Raw genomic sequence first — 25,720 nt, 5'->3', positions numbered from 1 at the left:
ATGAAATACGTGACTGCTGATTTGCCGCCAGAAACTCCCGGTCGCCTCTTCTCCGCCATCATGCCCGGAAAGGCGGTTCTCCGCCTGCTCCTCGCTTCATTCATGGGGCTGGCCGCGTCTGTTCTGGCGCTTCCCGCTCATGCGGCTGAACCAACGGCAACCACGGCGCAGAACGCCTCTGTAATGGGACTGTGGCTGAGCGAAAAGCATGACGGTATTTTCAGGATCGCTCCGTGTGGGGATGCTGTCTGCGGGACCCTGATCGGTCTGTCTTACGGCCCCGACGAGCCCATGCCGCATGCCAAGGATGGCCGGTCGGAATGCAATCTCGTCATGCTGACAGGATTCCATCCCATGACGGATGACCCCGGACGGTGGGAGGGCAAAATCCTCGACCCCGACGCAGGCAATCTTTACCATGCTCAAATCTGGTCTCCGAAGCCGGATATTCTGAAACTGCGTGGCTATATTCTGGTGCCGGTCTTTGGCGAGACCCAGACATGGAGCCGCTATCACGGCACGATCGGCCCCGAATGCCGCATGCCTGCCAACCCGTAAAGGTTTGGCAGGTCACGTCCGGGGTGGACGTCGCTCCGTCATGTGACTAAGGCATGGAACGCAGGGGCGATCATTTTCCGTGAAACGGGGGCAGATTCTGACGACGAGATGAGGCTTTCGGGTTCTCCCGCGACACGATCGTCTGCCGGTCGCTGGTTGGTCGTCGCACTTACCCTCATTGGTCTGCTGGGGCAGCTTGCCCTTCAGAGTCTGGCGTCTCCGGGAGAAACACCCCGGACCGCCATCCTTCGCCTTATCGGCATTGATATCAGTCCCAAGGCTGACCTCTCTCGTCACTCGCCGCACCATGACATGAGCGGCATGGACATGGGAGAGGGTGACTCCGCTGACAGTCGTCATGTCATGCCGATGCCGGACCAGCATGGACAGTCCGGGGAAGGTCATCACCATGACGCCGACTGCCCTCTCTGTCCGTTGCTGCTGTTTTTCGGCATTCTCCTGAACGCGACGGTTTTTCTTCCGGCTGTCAGCGCGGCATGGCTCTCCATGCGCCGGTTCTTCGCGCAGCCACGGGCACCGCCCTCTTTCACTCTGCTGCTGCCGCCAGCGACAGGACCTCCACTCGCCATCTGAACCTCTTCCGCCATCGCGCTTTATGGTCAGCCTGATGGACGCTTCCGTGTGGGCGTCTGTCCGGCGACTGCTGCGATCGACCTCCGTTCAGATCACAGGATAGTCCTGTCATGTTCATTTCCGGCCACAAGCACGCCCTGCTGTGCTCTGTCTTCACGTTTGGATTTGCTGTTTCCACCTCATCGCTCTACGTGTCCAGCGCCCGCGCCGCCACGTTCGATCTGTCTCCGGCAAGGAACCTTTCCCCTGTCTCGTCCAAATCTTCTCAGGGGAAAGTATCGGCTGAACCGGATACGTCCGGACACACCAGAATCGTTGCTCAGGCTGGCGAGAACATCATCGTCAATGCCATCAGGCTGCGCGATCGCACCAGTCCCGACACGACTTCTCTGTTTCGCCATAGCCTAGGCTTCAGCTCCTATTCCGCAGGAGGCGTCTCGGCGCTTCCTGTTCTGAACGGCATGGCCGATGACCGCATCGCCACGATCGTTGACGGTATGAGAATTGCCTCGGCCTGTCCGAACCACATGAATCCCGCCCTCTCCTATGTTGACCCTGATTCTGTCGCGACAGCGCAGGCCATCGCGGGCATTACGCCCGTGAGCATCGGCGGCGACAGCACGGGCGGCAGCATCGTGGTGGAGCGGCGTGATCCATTGTTTGCCGAACAGGGTAAACTCCTCGTCACCGGGCATGTGCGGGGAGATTATCGCAGCAATGGTGGCGGCTCTGGCGCATCGGGCACCATAACCGTGGCCAACGACACATGGAGCCTGCGCTACACGGGGTCGTATGCCCATGCCAGCAATTACCGGACAGGCGGGAACAACAGCAGGCAGGTCCGCTCCACCAGCTATCTGAGCTTCAACCACGCCGTGACCGCCGGTTTCCACAAGGATAACCATCAGGCTTCCATTACCTTCGGGCAGCAGGACATTCCCTACGAAGGCTTTCCCAACCAGTATATGGACATGACCAACAACCGGTCCACCTATGTAAACGGCAAATACAAGGGCGACTTCGATTGGGGTTCTCTGGAAGCACGGGCTTACTGGCAGCGCGTCGATCATGTGATGAACATGATGAACGACAAGGGCGGTCATACTGCCACCACCGGTATGCCGATGAATACGGACTCCCGCTCGGTCGGCTACAGTCTCAAGGCGATCATTCCTCTTGCGCCTAAACATACGCTCACTCTTGGCAGCGAGTTCGAGCATAACGGTCTGAATGACTGGTGGCCGCCACTGACCGGCAGCATGATGATGGGGCCTAACACGTTCCACAACATCAACAACGGCCATCGTGACCGGCTGGGGCATTACGCGGAATGGAACGCCCAGTGGCTGCCACGCGTATCCACGCTGCTCGGCTTCCGGAGCGACCTGATCATGATGAACACGGGACAGGTCGCGCCCTATTCGTGGACCGGCATGATGTCCATGGCTGACGCCATGGCGGCGCAGAAGTTCAACGCCGCGTCACGGGGGCGCACGGATACGAACTTCGATGTGACGGCTCTAGTGCGCTGGCATCCGCTGGACAGTCTGTCGATCGAGGGTGGATATGCCCGCAAAACGCGGTCTCCCAATCTCTACGAACGTTATTCCTGGGCGCAGGGGACAATGGCGACCAGCATGATCGGCTGGTTCGGTGATGGGAACGGCTATGTCGGCAATCTCAATCTGACACCGGAAGTCGCCAACACGGCCAGTTTCACCGTCACATGGCATGATCCAAAGGATGATGGCTGGGAAGTGAAAGTCCAGCCTTATTACACCTACACCCACAACTACATAAATGTTGTACGGATCGGCTCTTTTTCCGACGGTCTGTCCAAACTCCAGTTCGTCAACCACAATGCCCAGAGCTACGGCATCAACTCTTCGGTCAGGGCAAGGCTGTGGAAAACCGACGCCTACGGCACGGGAGAAATCCGCGCCAATCTGAACTGGGTGCGTGGGCAGGATCTCCAGAACCACTCAGGCCTGTATCATCAGATGCCGACCAACGGTACGGTTGGGCTTTATGAAACCTATCAGAACTGGACAGGCCGGATTGAAACCACTCTGGTCAAGAGCAAGAACACGGTGGACTGGATCAGAAACGAGCCCCGCACACCCGGTTATGTATTGCTTGGTCTTGGTGGCAGCTATCGCTGGCGGAATTTCCTGCTGGATGCCAGCATCGAGAATATCTGCAACCAGAAATACTATCTTCCGCTGGGCGGCATGTCGCTTGGAGATTATGATGCCACCGGCGTCATGAGTCCGCTTCAGGGGATGGGGCGGTCATTCAATGTGAGTCTGACGGCCTCTTTCTGATTTATGGGTGGGAGAGGGGCTTTCGCCCCTCCTTGCGTTGGACATTCTTTCACTCCAACAGGAGACGTCGGCTGTTCCGTAAGAGCGCGAGACATTGATCGAAAAGCAGAAAAGGCTGGCAGGACAATAGTGTTTCACCATCAGAGGCAAGGATCAGAACGTCATTCCCAGAGGCGGTCTGGAGGGAGGTTTCCTGTTCTGTCTGATGGCCTTCCATGAAATCTTCCGGCTCATCCGGATAAAGCACGCACAACTGTTCGAAACCTGTGTTGATCGTGCTTTGCATGGCGTCCTCCATATCGACGCCAGCCAGTGAAGTCTGCTCCTTCACCATATCAAAAAATCTGACGATCTGATGAGTGACCTTCGACACCGCCTCACCAAGTGGCCGCTCTTCGGCATGGGCAATGTTCGCCAGCAGACGCCCCAGCCCCTGCATGGTCAGACAATACTGCCCATCGACCACAAGCCTGTCTTCAGCGGGAAGGGTGTGAAAGTTCTTTTCTGTTTCAAGAAAAGAGCCAATTCCGGTCTGGCGTTTGTCCCATACAGGCCAGTCGTAAACCATCCCGACTTTCAGGCAGGCTCTGCGGGCATCCATTTCATTCAGGCATGGCGATAAGGGATGGTGAGTGCCATCCCGAAATATCACGGTTGGCACATGGCTTTTCGGATCGTCGGAAACGGGCCTGACCCAGAGACATCTTACCGCGTCCGGAGCAAGCAGTGTCGGATCAGCAAACGGGGAAGCAATCTCGGAGGCCGTATGATAACCGAAAGTCATGGTCATTTCTCTCGGGATGAAGAGGCATGATTGAAAGCGATTTTCCGTAAGGCTGGTCAAAGGTCGGCTCCCTGCCTTTGACCAGCCCTGTTGCGGTTTGCAGACCGGTCACGTCATCAGAGCGAGTTGCTATCCAGTTTTTCGATACTTTCACGTGTGATGTCCGCAATCGAACTGGCCCCTGTCAGTGTCATGGCGACCTGAAGCTCCTTTTCCATCAGGGAAATAAGATTTTCGACGCCAGCCTGACCGTCCGCGGCCAGCGCATAGACAAATGCCCGCCCCAGCAACACGGCGTCCGCGCCCAGAGCGACCATCCGTGCGATATCGAGACCGGAACGCACGCCGGAATCCGCCAGAATCGCCAGCTTTCCCTTGACCTGATCCACGATGGGCGGAAGGGCGCGGCAACTTGAGAGAACACCATCGAGCTGACGACCTCCATGATTGGAGACGACAATCCCGTCCGCGCCGAACCTCACGGCATCCTGCGCGTCTTCCGGATCGAGTATCCCCTTGATGATCATCGGGCCTGTCCAGAACTCACGGATCCATTCCAGATCCTTCCAGCCGATGGAAGGATCAAAGTTACCGGCCAGCCAACCAATATAGTCGTCCAGCTTCGTCGGGCTGCCGCGATAGACCGAGATGTTGCCCAGATCATGCGGTCGCCCGCGTAGCCCGACATTCCATGCCCAGTCAGGATGTGTGGCAGCCTGAAGATAACGTCTCAGCGCGGCGTAGGGGCCTGACATGCCGGAATGCGCGTCGCGGTAACGCGCCCCCGGCGTCGGCATGTCCACGGTGAAGACCAGCGTGCCGATCCCCGCAGCCTTGGCGCGTTCCAGAACGTTCTTCATGAAGCCCCGGTCCTTGAGCACGTAGAGCTGGAACCAGATCGGCTGCAAGGACTGACTCTGCACTTCCTCGATCGGGCAGACCGAGACCGTTGAAAGTGTGAAGGGAATGCCCTTTTTCGCCGCTGCTCTGGCGGCCTGCACCTCGCCACGTCGTGCACACATTCCTGTCAGACCCACGGGCGCCAGAGCCGCGGGAAGCGACAGCCTGCGGCCGAAAAGATCTGTCTGTGTGCTGAGGCTGGAGACATTTTTGAGAATACGCTGCCTGAGCGCAATATCCGACAGATCGGAGATGTTACGCCTCATGGTATGCTCGGCATACGATCCGCCATCGATATACTGAAACAGGAATGGCGGCAGACGGCGGCGGGCGGCTTCCCGATAATCCGATGGCGCTGAAATGATCAATCCCAATCTCCTGTTGCCGGTTTTCTGGAACGGTTGTTCCGGCGCTATGCGATGATTTGAATTGACAGATAAATGATAATTGTTCTCATTTGCAATAACAGGGCGGTATGATTGGCCGAAAAAACCCTTCCGGCACGTAGATCGTCATGAGTCTGAAGCTGGTTTGTTCAGCCGTTACAGCGAATATCCAAACCAGCGCAGCATCCCCATCGTCGCCGCATAAAGCCCGAATGTCAGACAGCATCCACCCAGCAGGGCGGGATAGAAAGAGAGTCCGTGTTTCATCGTCCATGGTATGAGCAGAAACATCGGCAGGGAAGGCAGCACATACCAGAACGTCGCAAAGACGTGGGCCTGCATCCGCTCGGCGTCATTGGTTTCCTGCCACAGCCAGAGCATCCCGAAAATCGAGACAAGAGGCAGTGAGGCGATCAGGGCGCCTGCAGCCGGGTATCGTTTGGCGACCGAGGAGGCGAGGGCGATCATCAGTCCGGAAAGCACGACTTTCAGAAGAAAAAACATCGACGCCCTGCCTTATTTTTCTGTGCGTTAACCTGTTTTCAATGCTCTGCCCAGTTCCACGATATTTCGAGGAAAAAATCAGATTCGCCTGCGCGTTATCAATGCACCCCACCGCGATATCAGCCAGACCTGATCGGGCAAGGGAGACAGAAATGTTTGCGATGCAGCTCAGTAGACCCCACGCCCCGCTTGAAGGGGTGGAGCTTCCGGACCCTCATCCGGGGCCGGGGCAGATTCGTGTGAAGGTTGGAGCCTGCGGAGTATGCCGAACGGATCTGCATGTGGTAGATGGCGACCTGACGCATCCGGCGCTGCCGATCATTCCGGGTCATGAAATTGTCGGCCGGATCGACGAACTGGGGGATGGCGTCACAGATCTGACCATTGGCCAGCGCGTGGGTATTCCCTGGCTGGGACATACATGCGGTCACTGTGTCTATTGCAACGAGGGGAAGGAGAACCTCTGCGATCATCCGCTGTTCACCGGCTACACGCGCAACGGCGGTTACGCGACGATGGCGGTGGCTGATGCGCGCTACGCCTTTCCGCTGGGAGAAGAGGGGGACGATGTTTCTCTCGCACCGCTGCTCTGTGCCGGACTGATCGGCTGGCGGTCGCTGTCTCACGTGGGGAACGGCAGGAAAATCGGGCTTTACGGATTTGGGGCCGCCGCACACATCATCGCTCAGGTTCTGCGTTGGCAGGGCAGGGAGGTCTATGCCTTCACTACACCCGGCGATACGGAAAAGCAGGCTTTCGCGCGATCACTTGGGGCTGTCTGGGCAGGCGGTTCGGACGAAACGCCGCCGGATCTTCTTGATGGAGCGATCATCTTTGCGTCTGTCGGCGCTCTCGTGCCTGCGGCTCTCAAGGTCATTCGCAAAGGTTGCCGCGTGGTCTGTGCCGGGATTCATATGAGTGAAATTCCAGCGTTTTCCTACGATACCCTGTGGGAAGAGCGCGAGATTGTCTCAATCGCCAATCTGACGCGGCAGGATGGGCTCGATTTTCTCTCTCTCGCTCCGAAGATGGGTATCACGACCACCACCAGACCTTACCCGCTTCGCAAGGCGAACGATGCGCTGGACGATCTTCGACATGGACGGTTTGACGGCGCGGCTGTGCTGGTGCCGTGAATCCGTCTGGAATCATGCAAGGGCAGCCTGAAGGTTACGGATCAGGACAGAGGGAGCATAGGGCTTATGTATGACAGGCACATCGGCGAATTCCGGTGGAATCATGTCTTCCCCCGTGTAGCCAGTCGTAAAGATGAAGGCCACTTTTCGCTCGCGCAGGATGACAGCGACATCGATGACATCTTCCTCGCCGAGATTGATGTCCAGGACAGCAACGTCCGGTCTGGAAGAAAGGATCAGCTTTTTCGCCTCGCTGACCGAAGCGGCAGTCAGGACTCCGGCCACTCCATGATCGGTGAGGATGTCTTCAATCTCCATCGCGATCAGCATCTGATCTTCCACAATCAGGACATGGGCATTCCGGAGATTGACGTCTCTTTTTTGATCTTCAGCGGGGGCATGGCTGTTCTGATGAGTCATGGACCACGGCTTTCGATCATGCTCGGGAGCCTGATTTACAAAGCGGGCAGGAACAGACAGCAGGATGTTCACGCCGTCCGGACAGAACGTGCGCTCCGCGACCCCGCCGAGTTCATGCGTCAGGGCCCGGGAAAGCAGCATCGACCCAAAGCCCAGATGGGTCGGCTCGCTGACCGGAGGGCCACCGCTTTCCTTCCACAGGATATCCCAGCTCTGACTGACTGCATTGAATGTCCATGAAATGGCGAGATGTCCGGCCTCACATGATAACGAACCATACTTTGCAGCATTGGTCGCAAGTTCATGAAAGAGAAGCGTCATGACGGAAAGCGCTTTTCCCGGCATCCACAGATCAGGACCGGTCACCGTTATGGCGTCGGGCCGGATGGTGTAGGGAGCCAGTTCAGCTTCAAGCAGGGCATAGAGATACCCGCCGCTATTGGCGCTCACGATCTGGTCGTGAGCAACGGCGAGCGCCTTGATACGGTCACGCAGCCTCTGGATGCTGTCTTTCTGCGATCTTTCCTCGACAATGGAACGGCCGACAACGGACTGCACGATTGACAGGATGTTTTTGACACGATGCGTCAGTTCGTCATTCAGGAGCCGTTGACGCGCTTCGGCCTGCGATCTTTGCTCAAGGAGCGCCTGATAGTAAGTGCCTGTCGCCTCGATCAGGGCGGCGCGCAGTTCTTCCGCCGCTTCCTCGTCCTCGACAGTCCATGTCGCCGAACAGTCATGAACGGTATCGTGGCACAAACCGCCTTTACCATACCGCACTGTCGGGCTCTCGCCGGGCAACGGGGCACGGTTGACGATGCGAACCTTTTCCTTGCGGAAGAAATACAGATAATCCCCCGGCTGGGCAGTCAAAGGCACAACCATCATTCCGGCGACACCGGGCAGATGCGTCACCAGAGAAGGGACGTCCCTGACGAGTGAAACGGTATCCCAGATATGAGTGATCCCGCCCCTGTAGGATCCTGACCAGCGGACCAGTTCCGACACGGACTGAGGCGAAATCTCAAACCCGTAAACTGCTGGATGCCCGTCAATCCAGACGGCTACCCCATCGCACTCCGCCTGTGACATCAGATCCGCCGCGTGAGCACGGATATAGGCCGGGATATCAGTCGCAGAGGCGGCATCATGCACAAATCCATGAATGGCCGCATATGTTTTCTGCGTAACCTGCAAACGGCTGGCGCGAACATTGGCGGCAATCTGAAGCGCCACATATTCGCTGAACATCTTCGCGACGGCCCGCTCATCCATCGTGACGTTCTTGGGCGTGTAGTTGCGCCCGATCAGCATGCCCCATAACGCCCCGTCAACGATCAGGGCCAGCAGCATTGTCGCCTCGACACCGCAGGCGCTCATATAGGCCTGTCGGCATTCCGATGAGGCACGCATCATGACAAGCGAGAGATCGAGCGGCGGCAGGCCGGGAGCCGACAGGATTTCAACCGGTTCCGCCGAGACGTTTTCAACGACCCGGATAAGGGAGCGCCGATAAAGCTTTCTGAGGATATCGGGCATGCCTTCGCGGGATATGTACTGTCCGGACAGACGGGGTAGTCCGGGAGCGCAGTCATCGGCCATCACTTCAGCCAGCCCATGCGGTGCGAACCGGTACAGCATGACATGATCATAATCCACGATCATTCTCATCTGAACGACGGCGGCCTGACACAGCGAGAGAAGCTCGTTGTTCTCTCTCATGCAGTCAATCGCGCTTCTCAGGTGGCGAATGAGGGAGCCAGCCAGTTGTGGGGGGCCGGGAGGCGTGCACTCGATGACAAGGTCATCACCAGAAACATGGACGGCGATGTCGCAGAACACAGGCTGAGGGCCGATGGGGAGGTTGAAAAGCAGGGCCGGGCGGCCTGTAACCTGATTTTCCTGTAGCGCGCCCAGTATGGCGCGGGCGGCGACCTCGGCGGCGCATTGAACGAACGTATTCCCGAGCGCCATACCAGACTGCGAGAGAAAGGCAGGCGCGTTGACGGAATAACGCTGCAACCGGAGTGAATGTGTATCAAAACACAGGAGACATCCCCGTGCCTGAAGAAAATTCCCCGAAGTCATGCCTTCATATTCAACGGGAGCTGTCGCCGCCGGACGTGGGCCCTGTCGGGTCTCACTCCAGACTGCTTCGCGCTTTTCTCTGCTGAATTCCATTCGTTATATCCACCCCGTGAGCCGCCATGCTTCTTTCTCAGCCGATAAAAGGCATCGGCTACTTCCACCGTGATTTCACATGGCTACGGTTGGCAGTGTGCGCTGAAAAAAATCTCCCTCTCGTCAGTTCGGTCCGGCACAAACCCGGATAGCCTTTTCTGTTTCTAACACACCGGGAGCGTCGCAAAATATAAAAAATGCTTCTCTGAAAATATTTATAAATAAGTCAATGCGATAACGCCACCAATCAAGGCCACGGCAAAAGCGCCACACACCAGAGGCAGGCGTTTCTCGATGAATGTTTCAATCGGCGCTCCAAAATGGCGCAGCAATCCCGCCACGAGAAAAAACCGCGCCGCACGCGTCACCAGACTGGCCGCGACAAATGGCAACAGCGCAAAATGTGCTGCGCCGCTTGCAATGGTCACAAATTTATAGGGAACAGGCGTCAGTCCCTTGATGAGCACGATCCAGACACCCCAGGTGCGGAACTTTTCCTGTAAGGCCGCCAGCGTGGCGTCGGCATGGTAAAAATGAACGATCGGGCGCGCTATGACTTCAAGCAGGAAGGCTCCGATATACCATCCGAGCACGCCTCCCGAGACACTGGCCAGCGTCGCAATGGCCGCATAACGCCATGCTTTGGACCTGTCGGCGAGGACCATCGGCACGAGCAGGACTTCCGGGGGTAGAGGAAAGAAACTTGCCTCAGAGAACGCAAGAAGAGCCAGAAACAACGGGGCATTGGGACCAGCCGCATGAGCACGCACGCGCGCATAAAGACGGTCAAGCATGACGGCAGAAACCCCGTATCCAGTTAAGCTGGCGCAGGCATGCCACTTCGAGCGCGTAATGAGCAAGGCTGATGATTGTCCTTGCTGATTATTTATCGGTGAAGCGTAAAAATGACGTTCAGGAGTGGGGTATCGATCTCTGTTTGCTCCAGAATTCTCGCAGGAAGAGAAGGAGGGGAAGGCGAGAAGCGGGTTTGTTGGGCCTTCAGAGACAGCAACGCACACAGTTTCAGATGGAACAGGACCATATCCACTGATGGTTGTGCCGTCACAGGAGGCTCGAAACTTCCGGAGACAGTTTTATCGACACACACGTAAGTCGCATAAGATATATTATGCCAACTTTTATCCATCAAAAAACAGTGCAGATAAACTATGTCAAAGACGTTCGGCTTCGCGTCGATATGATTGTGTCTTACAGTCCGTCATCGAACAAACAGAGCTAGATACGGAAAGACGGCAACGTATGATCGTCAACAAGCGGATTGGTCTCATGGTTCTGATGCGGGAAAGCATCGGCACCCTTCTCCTTCTGGCCGCATGGGATTTTGTGGTCGTCATTCTCTACCAGCTTTTCCATCAGGAATGGATGGAAATCCCCAGTCTGCCGCTTTCCCTGATCGGATCAGCGCTGGCCCTTTTCATGAGTGTGCGGAACAACACAGCCTATGCCCGCTGGTGGGAAGGCCGCACCCTCTGGGGCGCCATCACCAACAATTCCCGCTCTTTCGGTCGTCAGGTCTGCTCCATACTGGGTGGACGCAAGGATCTTGTTCGGGCGATGGCCGCTTATCCGCATGCGCTCAGAACGGCTCTGGGCGAAGTGGACGCCACAAAAGACGTGGAACGGCTGCTTTCTCCCGAAATGGCGGCCCGTATCAAAGGATGGAAGAACCAGCCGAACGGCATTCTGGTCCAGTTGGGACTGGGCGTGACCGAGGAAGCCACGAAACTCGGCATCGACGGCGCTCTGCACGGGCAGATTGATCGCATTCTTTCTGATCTGGCCAATGCTCAGGGCGGGCTGGAGCGGATTCAGAAAACGCCCCTGCCCATACAGTATTCAGGCCTCCCCCGTGCTCTGGCCAATATTTTCTGCGTCGTGCTGCCGCTGTCTGCCGTTCAGACGCTGGGCTGGATCACACCTCTCGGATCCTCACTGGTCGGACTGCTGTTCGTGGTGCTGGACAAGACCGGCGCTGATTTGCAGGAGCCATTCATCAACACGCCGCACGCCCTTCCCATGGCGGCCATGGCCACGACAATCGAGACGGACCTGCTGCAATCCATCGGCGAGGCTGCCCCTCCCCCTGTTGTCATCACAAACGGGGTTCAGCCATGAGTATAAGGCTCGCGTGAAGACGCATTCGATCACAAGACCTTTAGCTGGCACATATTTCGTTGACCGCCATTACTGTTTCGTCACATTTCGGTCGTAGCGTTGTCATATTACTGTTTCACCATGCCCAGCCCGGCTGAAGGCTTCACGAAGCCGCGCCCGCGCAGGCTCGAAAAGGACCAAAATGATCGGAGTTCAGCTGGCCCTGTTTTCTGCCTTGCGCGCCTGTGGCCGATATCGGCCGGATTCGTCGGTAGTATCCGGAAACATGCGTCGTTCGAGCCGACATCACCTGCTGGTTGCCGGCCTGCTCGCAAGCTCTTCACTGTTTGTCACAGCCCATCAGGCCAGAGCCGATGAATATACCGACCTGCTGGATATCCTGAAGCTCAAGGGCAGTCTTACTCAGGGCGAATACAGCGCTCTGATGACCAAGCACAGGCGTCATCAGCAGGAAATGGACGCATCGGATCGTGGCGAACGTCGCCCCGCCCGTCTGGCGTCCGCACGGGATCAGGAGCGTGCAGGCCACATGCGCGCAGCCTCCTCCGCCCATCGTGTCACGGTGGCCAGCGGTTCCGATGTCACGCCGGTCTTTCTGGACGTGCAGGATGCCGCCGATGACGCCGCAGCCAGCGCACGCTCGGCGCGCCAGTCCATGCTGGCGGCTCAGGCGGCCATCAATGATCCCGGCATTGTCCGGGCGGACAAATACGTTCCCGGCAAAGGCGTGACCTTCCACGCCGGTTCTGTCGCGATCAACCTGTCCGGTTTCGTGAACGGCTTCTATACATACGACAACGCATACGGACGCTATGTCGGCGGCGGAACATCCGCTGGCGCTGGCGGCAACAAGTTTGACGCCAGCGCCGTTCGTAACGGTTACCTGCCTGCCGCCCTGATCACCAAGATCACCACCACGCAGGATGGTATCGACATGGCGGCGGTGTTCGGCATGTATCCCGGCCTCGACAACAACAAGCCGGGAGCCATGAACGCCAACTCAGGCGGCAGCCCTGTCGGTCTTGGAACGCCCGGCATCGATTTCCGTCAGATTTACATGACTTTTGGAAACAAGAAGATGGGAACCATCAAGATCGGCCGCGATCTTGGCATCTTCGGCTCCGACGCTATCCTTTCCGATGCCACTCTCATTACCCTTGGCTCCATCGGTGGAAACTCAGCGCCCGGCAACACCAGCCTTGGCCGTATCGGCGTCGGTTATCTCTATGCGGACTGGATTCCACAGATTTCCTATCAGTCGCCCATGATGAGCGGTGTGCAGGTCACGGTCGGCGTCATGCAGCCGATGGATGAGTTCAATTTCGCCGGAACAAACAATAATGGCGCCGGGCCGGACGCACTCTCCGCGCAGTCCACGCATCACAGCGCGCCGATGGCTCAGGGCAAGATCACCTATGATTTCACCAGTGGCGATCTCAAGGGACGTATCTGGGCCGGATTCCTGATCCAGCATCAGCAGAGGCTTTATTCTTCCGTTATCAGCGAAAATCAGGGCAAGAGCGCCACAGTTGAAGCCGGAGAATTCGGCGCCAAGATCACCTACAGGGGCTTCGAGGGGCTGGGCTATTATTATCGGGCGAGTGGTCTGGGCACTACGGGCCTGTTCTTTGACGGCATCACGCCAGCAGGTAACAAACGTAATTCTGAAGGATATTACGTTCAGGGCTCCTACTCGTTCGACAAGCGTCTTCGTCTCGCCGCGAGCTATGGTGTCAGCAATCTCTATCAGGCTCCGGGTGAAATCGACTCTGTCCTCGTTCGACGCAACGAATCTGAAGTGGGCGCCCTGTTCTACAAATGGACGGACTGGATTCAGTTTGTCGCTGAATACAGCCACACTGAATCAATCGCGCATAATGGCAATCGCGGAAAGGATAACTCCGCTTCCGGTGGTGCAGTGCTTTTCTTCTAGGAAAGAAGAAAAACGGCGTCGCCTGCTCTGCCGTGTCCTGTCCGAGCGGGTTGTATTGTAAAAAAACAATGCAACCTTCAGGCGGTCAATGCTTTGAATGTTGCGTATCTCGTGCCGAGCATTTTCGTCCACAAGACAACGTCACGTTTTTATGGTAAAGCATTCCCCATGAATACATTCAGATCTCCTCCGAAGGGCGGCGTCACAGACGCCATGGCAAGGACAGCAGCGGCCACGACCGCTGCGCAGGCGAAAACGAAGGTAAAAGACGAGGACCCGTTTCAGGAAGGCGACTCAATCGTCTATGCGGCGCATGGCGTCGGACGCGTCGACCGGATCGGCGTCGACGAGATCGCCGGGACACAACTGGAAGTGATCCAGATATCCTTTCCCGGCAACCAGATGACGCTGCGTATCCCGCTTTCAAAAGCACGCAAAGCCGGGCTGCGCAAGATCGTCTCCCGTGAGATCGTCGACAAGGCGATGTCCATCATCAAGGGCAAGCCTCATGTCAGCAAGGGCATGTGGGCACGTCGCGCGGTGGCCTATCAGGAAAAGATCAACTCCGGTGATCTGGTCCAGATCGCGGAAGTTCTCCGTGACCTGCGCCGCAATGTTGACAGCCTCGATGGCAGCTTCAGCGAGCGGAAGCTGTTCGAAGCCGCTCAGGAGCGCTTTGTCGCCGAGGTTGCTGTGCTTGAAAAGAAAGAGCCCGCAGACGTACTACAGTCGCTGACAGCCGTGATGAAAGCCGCCTGATACAGGAAGAGACTGACGGTGCCGCTTCCCTCGCCCGCTTCGCTGTATGCGAACACGTCCCTTCCCTCCAAAGAAGCGCTTGCTCTGCTTCTGCGGCGGGCTGAAGCCGAACTGGAAGCGGGACATTTTTCCGAAGTCATGACCGCCCTCAGGCCTCATGGCGGCATGGGGTCCGAGACGGTTGATTCCCTGCTGGGCTTTGCCCTTACCGGCCTTGACCAGCATGAAGAAGCCGCGCTCTGCCTTCTCTCGGCCTTCCATCTCGGGGAAGGCAGCAAGCACCCCGCTCTGGAACTGGTCGCCCTGTTCAGTCGCCTGAACCGACGGGAACAGGCCAGAAAATCGCTCGAAGCCCTCCTCAGGATCACGCCAAACGACGCCCGCGTTCTCGATGCCATGGGAGAACTACTCATCTATCTTGGCGATATTGATGAGGCGCTCAGTGTGCTGGATCACTCGCTGGATATTCGTCCGGTCTCGCCGCTGACGATGAACTTCAAGGCCATCGCCCTCATGGAAAAGGGGGAGCTTACCGAGGCCACGAACATATTCAGGAAAGTGCTGGAACTGATCCCGCACAATGCCAGCGCCCTTTCCAACCTCGCCTGCATCTACTCCGCGATCAATCGTTCTGACGATGCGCTCGCCCTTTATCGTTCAGCCGTCATCGAGCGTCCGCAGAACGCGACAATCCGTCTGAACCACTCCATCTCGCTGCTGAAAGCCGGGCGTTACGCGCAGGGCTGGGCCGAACATGAGTGGCGTCTTCAGCTTCCCGGCCATTCCCAACTGCCTGTCTCGCGGCTGCTGCCTTCTCTGGGAGACGGTGTGGATATCCGCGGCAAACGTATTCTCGTGACGCAGGAAGAGGGGCTTGGCGATACCCTGATGTATCTCCGCTACATCCCCGCTTTGGCCCGTCGCGGAGCGATCGTTCATCTGTGGGTGCCGGAGACACTGGCGGATCTCTGCCGTCGTGTGGAAGGCGCTGCGATCGTGCAGTTCGGCGGAAGCGTGCCGGAATTTGACTGGCATTGCCCGTTCATCAGTCTGCCCAGAGCTTTTGTCGGAACCGAGGACGCAATGGGCGACCCCGTTCCCTATCTCCGAACAGACCCTCAGAAGGATCTGGCGGCCCGCACGCTGCTGCCGGATAACGGCAGGCTGAATGTCGGTCTTGTCTGGGGAGGCGAACCCCGCCCCAACCTCAGCAGCGCGCTGATGCTCGACCGCAAACGCTCGACATCCCTCGCCTCTCTCGACCCTCTGGGCAAAATAGCAGGCATCAACCTGATCAGCTTCCAGAAGGGCGCCCACGCGGAACAGGGAACCACCCTTCCGTGCGGCAGAGACATTCTGGACCTGATGGTCCATGCCGAGACAATGGACGATACGGCCTCCTTTCTGATGGGCATCGACGTGCTTGTCTCAGTCGATACGTCGGTCGTTCACCTCGCCGGTGCTCTGGGACGACCCGTTCTGCTGATGGACAGATTTGACAACTGCTGGCGCTGGCTGTCGGGTCGGGAAGATTCGATCTGGTATCCGGATTTAAAGATTATCCGCCAGAAGAAGCCCAAAAAGTGGGATGACGTGATCAAGCGCGTTGCCTCGGAGCTCAGGAAAATGGCCGCCGCTCACAAAGCATCCTGAATTTTTCGACGCCTCTAATCTGGAACAGTGAATGACTGGTTTTTTGGGAGGCTGGAAAGCCAATCCCGTCCGCGAATGCCTTGCCGGCATGGTCGCCACCTTTGCGCTTATCCCTGAGGTTATCGCCTTCGCTTTTGTCGCGGGGGTTGATCCTTCGGTTGGCCTGTATGCCTCCTTTGTCATCAGCATCGTCATCGCCTTCACAGGCGGCAGGCCGGCGATGATTTCCGCAGCCGCCGGCTCGGTCGCACTCGTTGCCGCCGGGCTGGTTCATGCACATGGCGTTCAGTATCTGCTGCTGGCGACCCTGCTCTGCGGCGTCATCCAGATCGTGTTCGGGTTGCTGCGTCTGCATGTACTGATGCGGTTTGTGTCACGACCAGTGCGGACAGGCTTTGTAAACGCCTTGGCAATCCTGATTTTTTCCGCCCAGTTGCCGCATCTGACCGGCGTATCATGGCAGACATGGATGCTGCTCGGGATCGGTCTGGTCATCATCTACGGCGTTCCACGTTTCTTCACGGCAATCCCGTCACCCCTTGTCTGCATTGTGGTGCTGACAGTCATCGTCACAGTGTATCCGATGCCGGTCGCACGCGTCTCCGACCTCGGGCATCTTCCGGACGGACTACCACTGCCGGTCCTGCCGCATCTGCCGCTTACATCCGAAACGCTTGAAATCGTTTTTCCGGCCGCGCTCGCCATGGCCATGGTCGGATTACTGGAGAGTCTGATGACCGCACGTGTGGTCGATGACCTCACCTCCACCTCTTCCGACAAACGACGGGAATCCGTGGGGCTGGGTCTGGCCAACTGCGCTTCGGGCCTGTTTGGTGGCATCGCGGGCTGCGGGATGATCGGGCAGACGGTCGGCAATATCCGCTATGGTGGTCGCGGGCGGCTTTCAACGCTTTTCGCAGGCGTGTTCCTGCTCGTCCTGATGGTGCTGCTGCGGCCCCTCGTCGCGCAGGTGCCGGTCGCCGCTCTGGTCGCCATCATGGTGATGGTGTCAGCCAGCACCTTCTCATGGTCGTCCATCAGGGAACTCACTTCTCATCCGCCTCTTGCCAGCACGGTCATGGTCGTTACCGTCGTGGTTGTCGTGCTGACCCATAATCTGGCGGCCGGTGTGGCTGTGGGAGTCCTGCTCAGCGGTGTGTTCTTCGCTTCCAACGTGTCGTCGATGCTCAAGATCGACAGGACGCATGATCCCCGGACCGGATCGCTGCACTACGCTGTCAAAGGCGAAATCTTCTTCGCCTCAGCCGAACTGCTGGAAGATTCCATCGAATATGGTGAGCCGGAAGCAGGCAATGGCGCCGCCATCACCATAGACCTCAGTCAGGCGCATATCTGGGACAGCACAGGCACGGGAGCGATTGAAACGATCGTCACCAATCTGAAGGAACGCGGATATGCTGTTCAGCTTACGGGGCTGAATCAGGAAAGCAGCCATCTGCTTGAACGCTGCGCCGCCATTTCCGACTGAATGCAGCACCCGATCCGCTCGGACTGGATCACGGATGCAGCCCTCACTCAGGATTTATCGCGCAACTTCATCCAACCGGACGATTCCGTCTGATCGGATGTTGCTCTCAAACAGAGAGCTGGAACTTTCGCAGAACCGTCGGCGACAGGGTAATTCTGGTGTCCGGTGGCGCGCTGTTCAGCAGAATAAGACCGCCCCCGTCTGTCTTCAGTTCTCTGGCGGTCTGGGAGGAACCTTATACCAAGTCGGCGGCTGTTTTCCGTGATGATGTCTGGAATGGAAACCATATTTCCTGTCAGAATCATCATCGGCGCAGGCGGTAATGGTGCAGGCCAGCACGAAAAGCAGCAGCCAGCGCCGCCAACCGGTTGAGCCTGAAGTCATAATAGTACTCTTCATGGTGTCGTCTCCCGGACTTTGAAGGGCTGGATCGGGGCCATCGACCCGGCTTCTCGCATATACTGCGCGGCCAGAGGATCAGTATCGGTGTCCGTTCCGGCTCTTGCCCCGAGGCTCTGGGCGGCCTGCGCCAGAAGCGCATCCGCACGCCGTCCCTGCCCTGCCTGACGCGCCGCCTGAGCTTCCAGCGCCAGCGCACGAGCCATCGCCCTGTAATCTCCGGTCTCACGACGCAGGGATACGGCATCAGCCGCATGACTCATGGCCTGTTGCGGATTACCGTTCAGGGCGTAGCTGGCCTGAAGCTCCGCCAGATCGCCCTGCTGAACCGCTGATTGAGGCCGTCTGGCTGACTGAATCTGCCCTATGGCCGTCGTGAGAGTCGCCATGTCGTGCTGTCGCGCCGCGACAAGCCCCTGCACAAAAGCGCCACGCAGGGCGACGTCCGTGTCCGGTGACTGTGTGGCCACGCGGGCTTCACGCGCGGCATTGCCAAGATCGTTCAGGCGAAAGGCAGAAGCCGCGGCCACAAGGCTGAGCGCTCCGGTTCCGGATTCCACCGTCTCCGCTCCATGCGAGCTCTGAGGCAGTCCCCCCGTCCGGGCATGCGCCTCGCTTCCCTGACGCATGATCAGGGCGGTCCGGGCGTTCTGGACGGTCTGAAGAGCATCTGACGGTTCATCCGCCGCAAGCTGCGTCACGGCAAGGTTATAGGAAGCATCGCCAAGAGCGCCCACATCATCACGGCGCAGAGCCAGTCGCGTCGCTTCACGATAGGCTTTCTCCGCAACGGCATAGCGCTCGATGGCCAGAGCCTGACTGCCTGCGTCCATGGCCTGCTGATAGGCCATGTCCTGATCCTGTACCGTCTCGTCTTTTGAGGCACCTGCACAGCCGGATAGCACCGTGCACAGAAGCAGGGCTGCGGTGAGAGAGACTGTCTTCATGGCGCCACCTTTCTGGCGGGGAGCCGGTTTCTGCTCTTCTCCTGATGACCGCCGAGGAGCCACAGCCCCTTCAACTGGTCCGTCAGTCTTTGCAGGCTGTAGAGCGTCGTCTGGGCCTGTGTGAGCATGGCGGGCACATCGGAAAGGCTTTCATCCACGCTCCGGGTGATCGCAGGCAGTCTCGGCGTGGCGTTCTTCAGGTCGTGGGTAGCGGATTTGACGTTCGCCATCGTGCTGTCCGTCTTGCTGAGGATGGCGCGGAGCTGTTCTTCCTCGGGACGCAGACGGTTGATCACCTCGTTGAGAGAAACGATCATCGCTTCGGATTTACGGACAAGCTCGTCATTGGTCAGCAACTGCCCGACGCTGCCCTTGCCCGCATGCATGTCCGTGATCGCCTCATCCAACTGGGCCATCATGTGACGGGAACTGGAAAGCGCCGGCATGATCTGGGCCTGAATATCCTTCAGTGTCTGGGTGATCATGTCTGTCGGGCTGGGTTCCGTGATGGCGTTGATGACGGCGTAGTTCCAGTCCATCGTCTCACCGGCGCCTCGGGTCAGATCGAGATAGCTGGCGCCAGCCACGACAAAGGCCTTCCTGATGACGGCCTTGCTGTCACGGCGCAGAAACGGCTCCACCTGCGGATCGAGGTCCACCAGCGCATACATGCCGCCCGTAGGGTTCAGCTTGATGGCGCGGATTGTCCCGGCATGTGCGCCGAGAATCTGGACATCGCCGCCCACGGTCAGACCGCCGACGCCCGTCTCCGGCAGCACGACACGCAGACGGGCTGGCGGGCTGAGCCAGTCGCTGAGCACGCCAGCCTCGATGACGGCCGCAGCGAAAAGCACCATGGCGATCAGAACAAGCAGCCCCACCCATTCGTCAGCGTAGCGCAGATGGATGAGAGGGCGGCCTTTCTGCCGTAGCCTGACCTGAAACATCAGCGTATCCGTACCGTTAAGAGACCATCATCCGCCAGCCGCCACAGGCCGCTGACCGCCCGGCGATAGGGCTGCCACACACTTGAATCGCGGACAAACCAGACGACAGACGCCCCCCTGTCACGCGCTTCTGTCAGACATTCAAAGAATGCCCCTGAAATATCCACGGGACTGCCCTCCAGAGGGTCCTCGATCAGCAGTAGCTGGGGTTGCCCCAGAAACGCCCGAACGCAGGACGCCCTTACCAGATCCGCGCTCGACAGGCGGCGCGGTGTTTCGACAGGGACGCCCGGCAGCCCGAACTGGGTGCATAGGCGAACGGTTTCACTTGTCAGGTCCGGCACCGAAACCGTCGTATGGTGCAGTTCCCTGAGCATGATGCCCACATGGGTTCCGAACAGGTCCGTCCAGAGCGGTCTGCGGGTGATACGTCCGATGCGTCCACGCAGCGCATTGCGATGCCGGTCATCCAGATCGTCCCAGTTCATATCCATGAAACGCGCGCTGCCGTTCCGGAGATGCACCATGCCGGAACACAGATCGGCGAACATGGTCGCCCTCGACATGTCACGTGTTTCAATGACGGCACATTCACCGGGCATCACACGCAGGGAAAGCGGCACGGGCGGCAGGCTGCTCTCATCAAATACCGGCGTGGCGTCGGCCAGTTCCAGCATGGGTCCGGTGAGGTGCTTCATGCGTTCCCCCATCCCGGAGAAAAAGACTGGCCCGGAGAGAAAGACTGGATGTGGCCTGAGAAAAACATGCTCTCCAGCCCCCTCATACCTTGAGGCTGAAAAGAACACTGACCGTCATCACGATCAGAATGCCGCGCGAGAAGCCCCGGGGCAGCATCGTCCGCAGGGAGTCTTCGTTTGACGCCGTCAGACCGCTGACACAGCAGCCCAGCCCCACGAGAAATCCGACGATCACGAATTTCAGGGGAATCAGCAGATAATCGGCTGGAGTCATGGCTGTGGCCACGTCATAGAAATATGAAAACAGCGAGTTCGAGAGCGCTCCAGAGGCCCGGCTGATGATGTAGCCGGTCGTCAGGGACGCAACAGAGAACATGATGCCGAGCGTAAAACCCGCGACCGTGAAGGCCAGTGTTCTCGGCAGCACGAGCAGCAAAAACGGATCGAGACCTTCCGCCTGCATGGAACGGATCTGCCCGCCGGTCGCCAGCATCCCGACTTCCGCCAGAGACAGCATGCCACTGCGGCCAAGCATCAGGATACCAACCAGAATAGGCGCAAGTTCCCGCACAATGACGCTTACCAGCACCGACCCCGTCATCTTTGCCATGCCGGCGAAACCGAGCCAGTAAATCGCCTGCGACACCACTCCGACACCTGTCAGCGCCCCCATGACAACGGTGCTGAGAAGGCCTTTCCCGGCGACATCCGAAAGCGTGAGCTGGAACTCATACCGGACGGTGCGACGCCAGGAATTGCTGCGTACGCTTTCCCGTAGCACGCCCCACATGGTCCCGAGCATGATGAGCAGGAACCAGACCTGTTTGCGGACAAGCGCGCCCAGCCAGCCGAGGAAATAGACGAAGCGCTCGCCAAACGTGGTGTTATCCCGCTGTTCGTCATCCGGATGAAAGGTTTCCGGCGGCGCGCCCAGCCCGTGCGCTATACCCTGCGAGGGGTCCGGCAGGGTGCCCGCGGCCACGTCGTGGGGGTCAGGCTGGCCACCCTGCCCTGCTGGCTTGTCCGTCACCGTCTTGTCGCGAGTACGTAAACCCGCCCTATGCCGGCGCTCGGCGCGTAGAATGAACCCCGGCTATGGAACAGGTAATGTTCCCGCAGCGCCTGATAAACCCGTTCGGTGACTTCGATCGTGCCGACATCCGGCGCGCCCTGCGCCATGAGTTCCGCGAGGGTGACCGCTTCTCCCCACAGATTGAAAGTTCTTGGCTCGGCGCCAAGCTCGCCACCCATGGCGGGACCATAATCCATGCCGATACTGAAAATCGGTTCGATATTGGCGGAGGAAAGAAGCAGCATGCAGGTTTCACGCAGCACCAGAGCGGCTTCTGCCATCCTCCAGATCGCAGTGGAATCAGCTTCCTTTGTGCATCCCGCCACGCAGATCAGCCGATGGCCCGCGACTTTCACGGAAAACAGGCTGTAACGTCTGGCGATTTCCTGAACTTCAGACGCAATCCGGTCAATCAGGGGGAGAAGCGCAGAACCATCGCTTCCATTTTCCATGACAGGGTCGGAAAAGGTGACGACCATCACGGCCACGCTGGGAAACTGTCCCTGACCGACTTCACCGCAGGCTTTCGTGGTCTGCATGAGTGCCGCATCGAAACGCGGCGCGGGCAGTTTCTGAACTTCCGAAGAGTCTGTCTCTGCTGCCTTGTCGGGCTCAGGCAGCTCCGCCATGCCTGCGAAACGGATAGCCGTGATCGACGCGACAATTTCCAGAAAATAGCTGACGGACAGCGGGTCTGGTGCGTCTTCGAGCGTTATGACGCCTACAATATCCGCATGGCCCCCGCTGGCGCCCCGGATGGGATAGAGCATCAGAGAAGACGTACCGCTGTCGCGCATGACAAAGCGCTCATACGGTGCGGTCCGCTCATCTTTTGCCGCCATCGGCACCGCAACAGGCGCACCGGAGTCCACAAGCTTGAAAAAATCTTCCATGTCCTTGCGGGCCAGATCGAAACCACCGGAATGGGCTTCCTGCCGGGAGTCGAAACTGTCCTCACAGATCAGTCCCATGCCGTCATGCAGCAGACGCCACAGGGACGTTTTTCGTGACTGGGTGACGCGGGCGAGCTCTTCCGTCAGGGCCAACGCCTCACCGTTGACGTTCAGCAGATCCGGCGTGACAGCAATCTGTTGCAGGGCTGAAGTCTGCGTGCCGGCCAGCGTTTTTTCGCGCCTGAGTTCTCTTGTGACGCGTTCCGTCCGGCGTCCCTGCCGGGCGAGAAGTCCGGCGAGAACGCCTGCCAGCACAATGATGATGACCGAAAACTTGAAGCTTTCCCGACCACTCTGCCGAGCAAAGCGCGCGAAATCGTTTTCAGGAGCGACAATCAGGAGAACCCAGTGGTCTGATGCGGGCAATGCCTGCACCATGCCGATATAGTTCTTGCCGCCATAACGGAACGGATGAGAACCAACGCCACGCACCCTGTAGGTGTCGTAGACACGCTTGAAAGTTCCCTGCGTCACAGGGTCAAGCGTCATTCTGGCCGGATCGCCCTGAGAGCGTTCGACGACCGACTGAAAACCGTGTCCGGCAATGATGCGGCCATTGCTGTCCAGAATGATAGCCGTGCCGTTCTGGCTGATTTTCAGAGCATCCAGAAAGTCACTCAGCTCATTCAGCGAAACATTGATCGCAAAAACTCTCTGCACACCGTCCTGCCCCACAAGAGGCACGGAGCCGGTGACGACCAACTGTTTTGTCGATTCGTAAATTGTGGGAGGGGTCCAGGCAAATCCCTTTTTCTCCAGGGCGTTCTGATACCAGGGACGTATGCGTGGATCATAATTGTCTGAAGTGTTTTCTTCAGACCGGATTTTCCGGCTTTTTTCATCATAAAAGTCGTGATGAAAAATCGCTTTTCCGTTGACGACCTGCAACTCGGTATATTCGAGGCCTTTTCCGTCCGGCCCCCGCTCGACCAGCAGAAAGCCGCCGTTCTGATCGCCCATGTAATAGGACTGAATCTGCGGAACGAGACGCAGCATCGTCGCGCCATAGGAGTAGAAAGCGCCCCGGGTTACGGTAACAGGCGCATGACCGATGAAATCCTGCGCGAAGGAGCCGCCCAGAGTGGCCGCCCCCATATAACCGGTCACATCCTGCACAACATACCGCTGCACGGACTCTAGCAGGTCATGCGTCAGATTCAGCACACCCGCGCGCGTGGTACGGTAGTTGTGCCAACCGATGCCACCAATCGCCAGAAGAATAAGCAGCACTGTCGCAACAGGCACCACGACCTGAATGAACTTCTGACGCAGGGACACGTCTTTCTGTTCTGTCGGATCGACTATCTCATTCGCAACCAAAAGCTTCGTGTTCCTCTAGGCTCAGACGCGCAATGCCGTGTGACTTCGTTGAAGGGTAACAGAATAACTTATTCTTAACAAAATAGTTTCCGTCACGCACTTCTCATTACACCGGCAGCAGCGGGCGATGTCGCCAGCGTATGGCCCAGTACGCCCATGTGGCCAGAAAGACCGCAGCAAAGCTGGATGTATAGCCAAACCATACGCCCCATGAGCCGTAATAATGCGCAAAGAGGTAGCCTGCGGGCAACTCCACGAACGCAATGCAGCCCAGCATGATGACCATTGGCGCGACGGAATCACCGCTAGCCCGCATGGCCGAACCCAGCACGCCTCCCAGTGAAAGAAGCACCGCGCTGCCCATGACGGCTCTGAAAGCATGTGAGGCCAGCGCTATGACGTGCGGGTTTGACGTAAACAGCAGCGACACCGTTTCCGGGATCAGCGTGACGATTGCCGCCAGCGTACCCGTCATGATCAGCCCGACCAGAAACCCGACCCGCAGGATGTCCCGTGCCCGCTGCGGATTTCGCGCTCCGATGGCATGGGAGCACATGACGGAAACCGTTATGCCGACAGCCATACCCGGATATTCGATATAGGTCAGGGTCTGTGTGAACAGACCATACGCCGCCGTCATCTCGGACCCGAACCCATTGATCCGGCCGACCAGAACGATCTCGGCAAGCCCCTGAGTGGCGACTTCGACCATTGCCGGAAAACCGAGGCGGATTACAGACCAGAGAACCTGACGTTCCGGCACAAACTCCCTCAGCATTCCCTGTCCCGGAGCAAGTTCATGTCCGGACCGTCTCAGCCATAGCCCCGCCAGCAGAAGCGCGAGCACCCACCCGAGAATGGCGGCAACAGCAGCTCCGGAAAGTCCCATCGAGGATGTCAGCAGGATGGGCGTGACGATAAGGGAAACGACGATCTGCAAACCCATCATGACAAGCGGCCGGATATTGTCCCCGGCTCCACGCAGCGTGATCGCCACGGTCACCACCAGAATCAGGGCTGGCGTTCCTGCCAGAAAGACCCGGCAATACTGGGCGGCGTGATCGGTGATGTTGGCAGGCACGCTGAACAGACGGAGCATGGGCCACACGGCCCATTGTCCGGCGATCGCCACAAGAGCGCCCAGTACGATTGCGACCGCCACGGCAGCGGACGCCATGGCGCGCGCACGCTCCGGATGGCCCGCCCCCCATAGCTGCCCGACAAGAACGCTGGCTCCGGACCCGAGCCCCACGCCGCACGAAACGAGAATCAACAATAACGGGTAGAATGTGCTTGCCGCCGCCAGATCCTCGGCGCCCAGCAGACGCCCGATATACATGTTGCCGATTGTGCTTGCGATGGATTGCAGAACACAGTCCATCAGAACCGGCAGCATGAAGAGGAGGAAAGGCTTCACCAGTGTCCGCGCGGCGGTGTCGTCTCCCTGATGTGGGCTGTCAAAGGATTCCGGCTTCTGGATGGAGAGAGCTTCCCTCGGCATTATGTGTCGCTCACCGCTTCGATACTTCCGGGGAAAACCATCCTGAATGATGGTCTGCATTATTGGGCTCAAGGCACCCGGATTCAGGCACGATGATGTGCATATAATATATTATATTTTGATTAT

At 58.2% G+C, this 25,720-nt stretch carries 21 protein-coding genes; 9 read left to right on the top strand and 12 right to left on the bottom strand.

Going from position 1 to position 25,720, the window contains the following annotated elements; translation table 11 throughout:
* The 3 genes from LKE90_RS04520 (at position 1) to LKE90_RS04510 (ending at position 3,476) form a co-directional block, all read left to right on the top strand.
* Positions 1–558, top strand: coding sequence for a DUF2147 domain-containing protein (locus tag LKE90_RS04520; RefSeq protein ID WP_291491693.1), 558 nt, complete (start codon positions 1–3; stop codon positions 556–558).
* Positions 559–600: 42 nt separating this feature from the next.
* The gene (locus LKE90_RS04515) at positions 601–1,152 is read left to right on the top strand and encodes a DUF2946 domain-containing protein (protein ID WP_291491692.1); all 552 of its coding nucleotides are present in this window, start codon (positions 601–603) and stop codon (positions 1,150–1,152) included.
* A 110-nt stretch (positions 1,153–1,262) separates the two neighbouring features.
* Positions 1,263–3,476, top strand: a complete 2,214-nt coding sequence (locus LKE90_RS04510; protein ID WP_291491691.1) for a TonB-dependent receptor — start codon at positions 1,263–1,265, stop codon at positions 3,474–3,476.
* Between the two features lie 49 nt (positions 3,477–3,525).
* Here the strand turns inward: LKE90_RS04510 and LKE90_RS04505 are convergent, their stop codons facing one another.
* The 3 genes from LKE90_RS04505 to LKE90_RS04495 all read right to left on the bottom strand — a co-directional run bounded on the left by LKE90_RS04505 (position 3,526) and on the right by LKE90_RS04495 (position 6,050).
* A complete protein-coding gene (locus tag LKE90_RS04505; RefSeq protein ID WP_291491690.1) occupies positions 3,526–4,260 on the bottom strand; it encodes a hypothetical protein in 735 nt (244 codons plus the stop codon).
* Between the two features lie 116 nt (positions 4,261–4,376).
* Positions 4,377–5,528 carry an FMN-dependent L-lactate dehydrogenase LldD gene (gene lldD, locus LKE90_RS04500; RefSeq protein ID WP_291491689.1) on the bottom strand — a complete coding sequence of 384 codons (1,152 nt, stop codon included), beginning with the start codon at positions 5,526–5,528 and terminating at the stop codon, positions 4,377–4,379.
* Positions 5,529–5,702: 174 nt separating this feature from the next.
* On the bottom strand, positions 5,703–6,050 hold the full coding sequence (locus LKE90_RS04495; protein ID WP_291491687.1) for a DUF3147 family protein: 348 nt from the start codon (positions 6,048–6,050) through the stop codon (positions 5,703–5,705).
* Positions 6,051–6,202: 152 nt separating this feature from the next.
* On the opposite strand from LKE90_RS04495, the gene LKE90_RS04490 reads away from it, so the two are divergent.
* Positions 6,203–7,186, top strand: a complete 984-nt coding sequence (locus LKE90_RS04490) for a zinc-dependent alcohol dehydrogenase family protein (protein WP_291491686.1) — start codon at positions 6,203–6,205, stop codon at positions 7,184–7,186.
* A 12-nt stretch (positions 7,187–7,198) separates the two neighbouring features.
* Here the strand turns inward: LKE90_RS04490 and LKE90_RS04485 are convergent, their stop codons facing one another.
* Positions 7,199–9,787, bottom strand: coding sequence for an HWE histidine kinase domain-containing protein (locus LKE90_RS04485; RefSeq protein ID WP_291491685.1), 2,589 nt, complete (start codon positions 9,785–9,787; stop codon positions 7,199–7,201).
* Positions 9,788–10,002: 215 nt separating this feature from the next.
* Positions 10,003–10,581, bottom strand: a complete 579-nt coding sequence (locus tag LKE90_RS04480; protein WP_291491684.1) for a YqaA family protein — start codon at positions 10,579–10,581, stop codon at positions 10,003–10,005.
* Positions 10,582–11,047: 466 nt separating this feature from the next.
* Between LKE90_RS04480 and LKE90_RS04475 the strand changes: the two genes are divergently transcribed.
* The 5 genes from LKE90_RS04475 to LKE90_RS04455 all read left to right on the top strand — a co-directional run bounded on the left by LKE90_RS04475 (position 11,048) and on the right by LKE90_RS04455 (position 17,757).
* Positions 11,048–11,923: a bestrophin family protein gene (locus tag LKE90_RS04475; protein WP_291491683.1), complete on the top strand. Its 876-nt coding sequence runs from the start codon at positions 11,048–11,050 to the stop codon at positions 11,921–11,923.
* A 265-nt stretch (positions 11,924–12,188) separates the two neighbouring features.
* A complete protein-coding gene (locus LKE90_RS04470; protein WP_291491682.1) occupies positions 12,189–13,856 on the top strand; it encodes a porin in 1,668 nt (555 codons plus the stop codon).
* Positions 13,857–14,024: 168 nt separating this feature from the next.
* Positions 14,025–14,615, top strand: coding sequence for a CarD family transcriptional regulator (locus tag LKE90_RS04465; protein ID WP_173572437.1), 591 nt, complete (start codon positions 14,025–14,027; stop codon positions 14,613–14,615).
* Between the two features lie 18 nt (positions 14,616–14,633).
* Positions 14,634–16,268, top strand: a complete 1,635-nt coding sequence (locus LKE90_RS04460; RefSeq protein ID WP_291491680.1) for a tetratricopeptide repeat protein — start codon at positions 14,634–14,636, stop codon at positions 16,266–16,268.
* A 31-nt stretch (positions 16,269–16,299) separates the two neighbouring features.
* Complete coding sequence (locus LKE90_RS04455) at positions 16,300–17,757, top strand: SulP family inorganic anion transporter (RefSeq protein WP_291491679.1); 1,458 nt, start codon at positions 16,300–16,302, stop codon at positions 17,755–17,757.
* A gap of 207 nt (positions 17,758–17,964) precedes the next feature.
* On the opposite strand, the gene LKE90_RS04450 is transcribed toward LKE90_RS04455, so the two are convergent.
* The 7 genes from LKE90_RS04450 to LKE90_RS04420 form a co-directional block, all read right to left on the bottom strand.
* Positions 17,965–18,156: a hypothetical protein gene (locus tag LKE90_RS04450; protein WP_291491678.1), complete on the bottom strand. Its 192-nt coding sequence runs from the start codon at positions 18,154–18,156 to the stop codon at positions 17,965–17,967.
* Positions 18,153–19,103: a hypothetical protein gene (locus LKE90_RS04445; protein ID WP_291491677.1), complete on the bottom strand. Its 951-nt coding sequence runs from the start codon at positions 19,101–19,103 to the stop codon at positions 18,153–18,155. The genes LKE90_RS04450 and LKE90_RS04445 overlap by 4 nt, the downstream gene beginning before the upstream one ends.
* Entirely contained in the window at positions 19,100–20,050 is a 951-nt protein-coding gene (locus LKE90_RS04440; protein ID WP_291491676.1) for an MlaD family protein, read from the bottom strand. Before LKE90_RS04440 ends, LKE90_RS04445 begins: the two co-directional genes overlap by 4 nt.
* The gene (locus LKE90_RS04435; protein WP_291491675.1) at positions 20,050–20,748 is read right to left on the bottom strand and encodes an ABC transporter ATP-binding protein; all 699 of its coding nucleotides are present in this window, start codon (positions 20,746–20,748) and stop codon (positions 20,050–20,052) included. Before LKE90_RS04435 ends, LKE90_RS04440 begins: the two co-directional genes overlap by 1 nt.
* 82 nt (positions 20,749–20,830) lie before the next feature.
* Entirely contained in the window at positions 20,831–21,730 is a 900-nt protein-coding gene (locus LKE90_RS04430; protein ID WP_291491815.1) for an MlaE family ABC transporter permease, read from the bottom strand.
* Positions 21,731–21,774: 44 nt separating this feature from the next.
* Positions 21,775–24,093: a cache domain-containing protein gene (locus tag LKE90_RS04425; RefSeq protein ID WP_291491674.1), complete on the bottom strand. Its 2,319-nt coding sequence runs from the start codon at positions 24,091–24,093 to the stop codon at positions 21,775–21,777.
* A gap of 106 nt (positions 24,094–24,199) precedes the next feature.
* Positions 24,200–25,594 carry an MATE family efflux transporter gene (locus LKE90_RS04420; RefSeq protein WP_291491673.1) on the bottom strand — a complete coding sequence of 465 codons (1,395 nt, stop codon included), beginning with the start codon at positions 25,592–25,594 and terminating at the stop codon, positions 24,200–24,202.
* Between the last annotated feature and the right edge of the window lie 126 nt (positions 25,595–25,720).

The sequence above is a fragment of the Acetobacter sp. genome (genome assembly GCF_022483985.1).
Classification (GTDB): Bacteria; Pseudomonadota; Alphaproteobacteria; order Acetobacterales; family Acetobacteraceae; genus Acetobacter.
The sequence above is the reverse complement of the archived record's forward strand: the minus strand, read 5'-3'. Positions and strand labels throughout refer to the sequence as shown.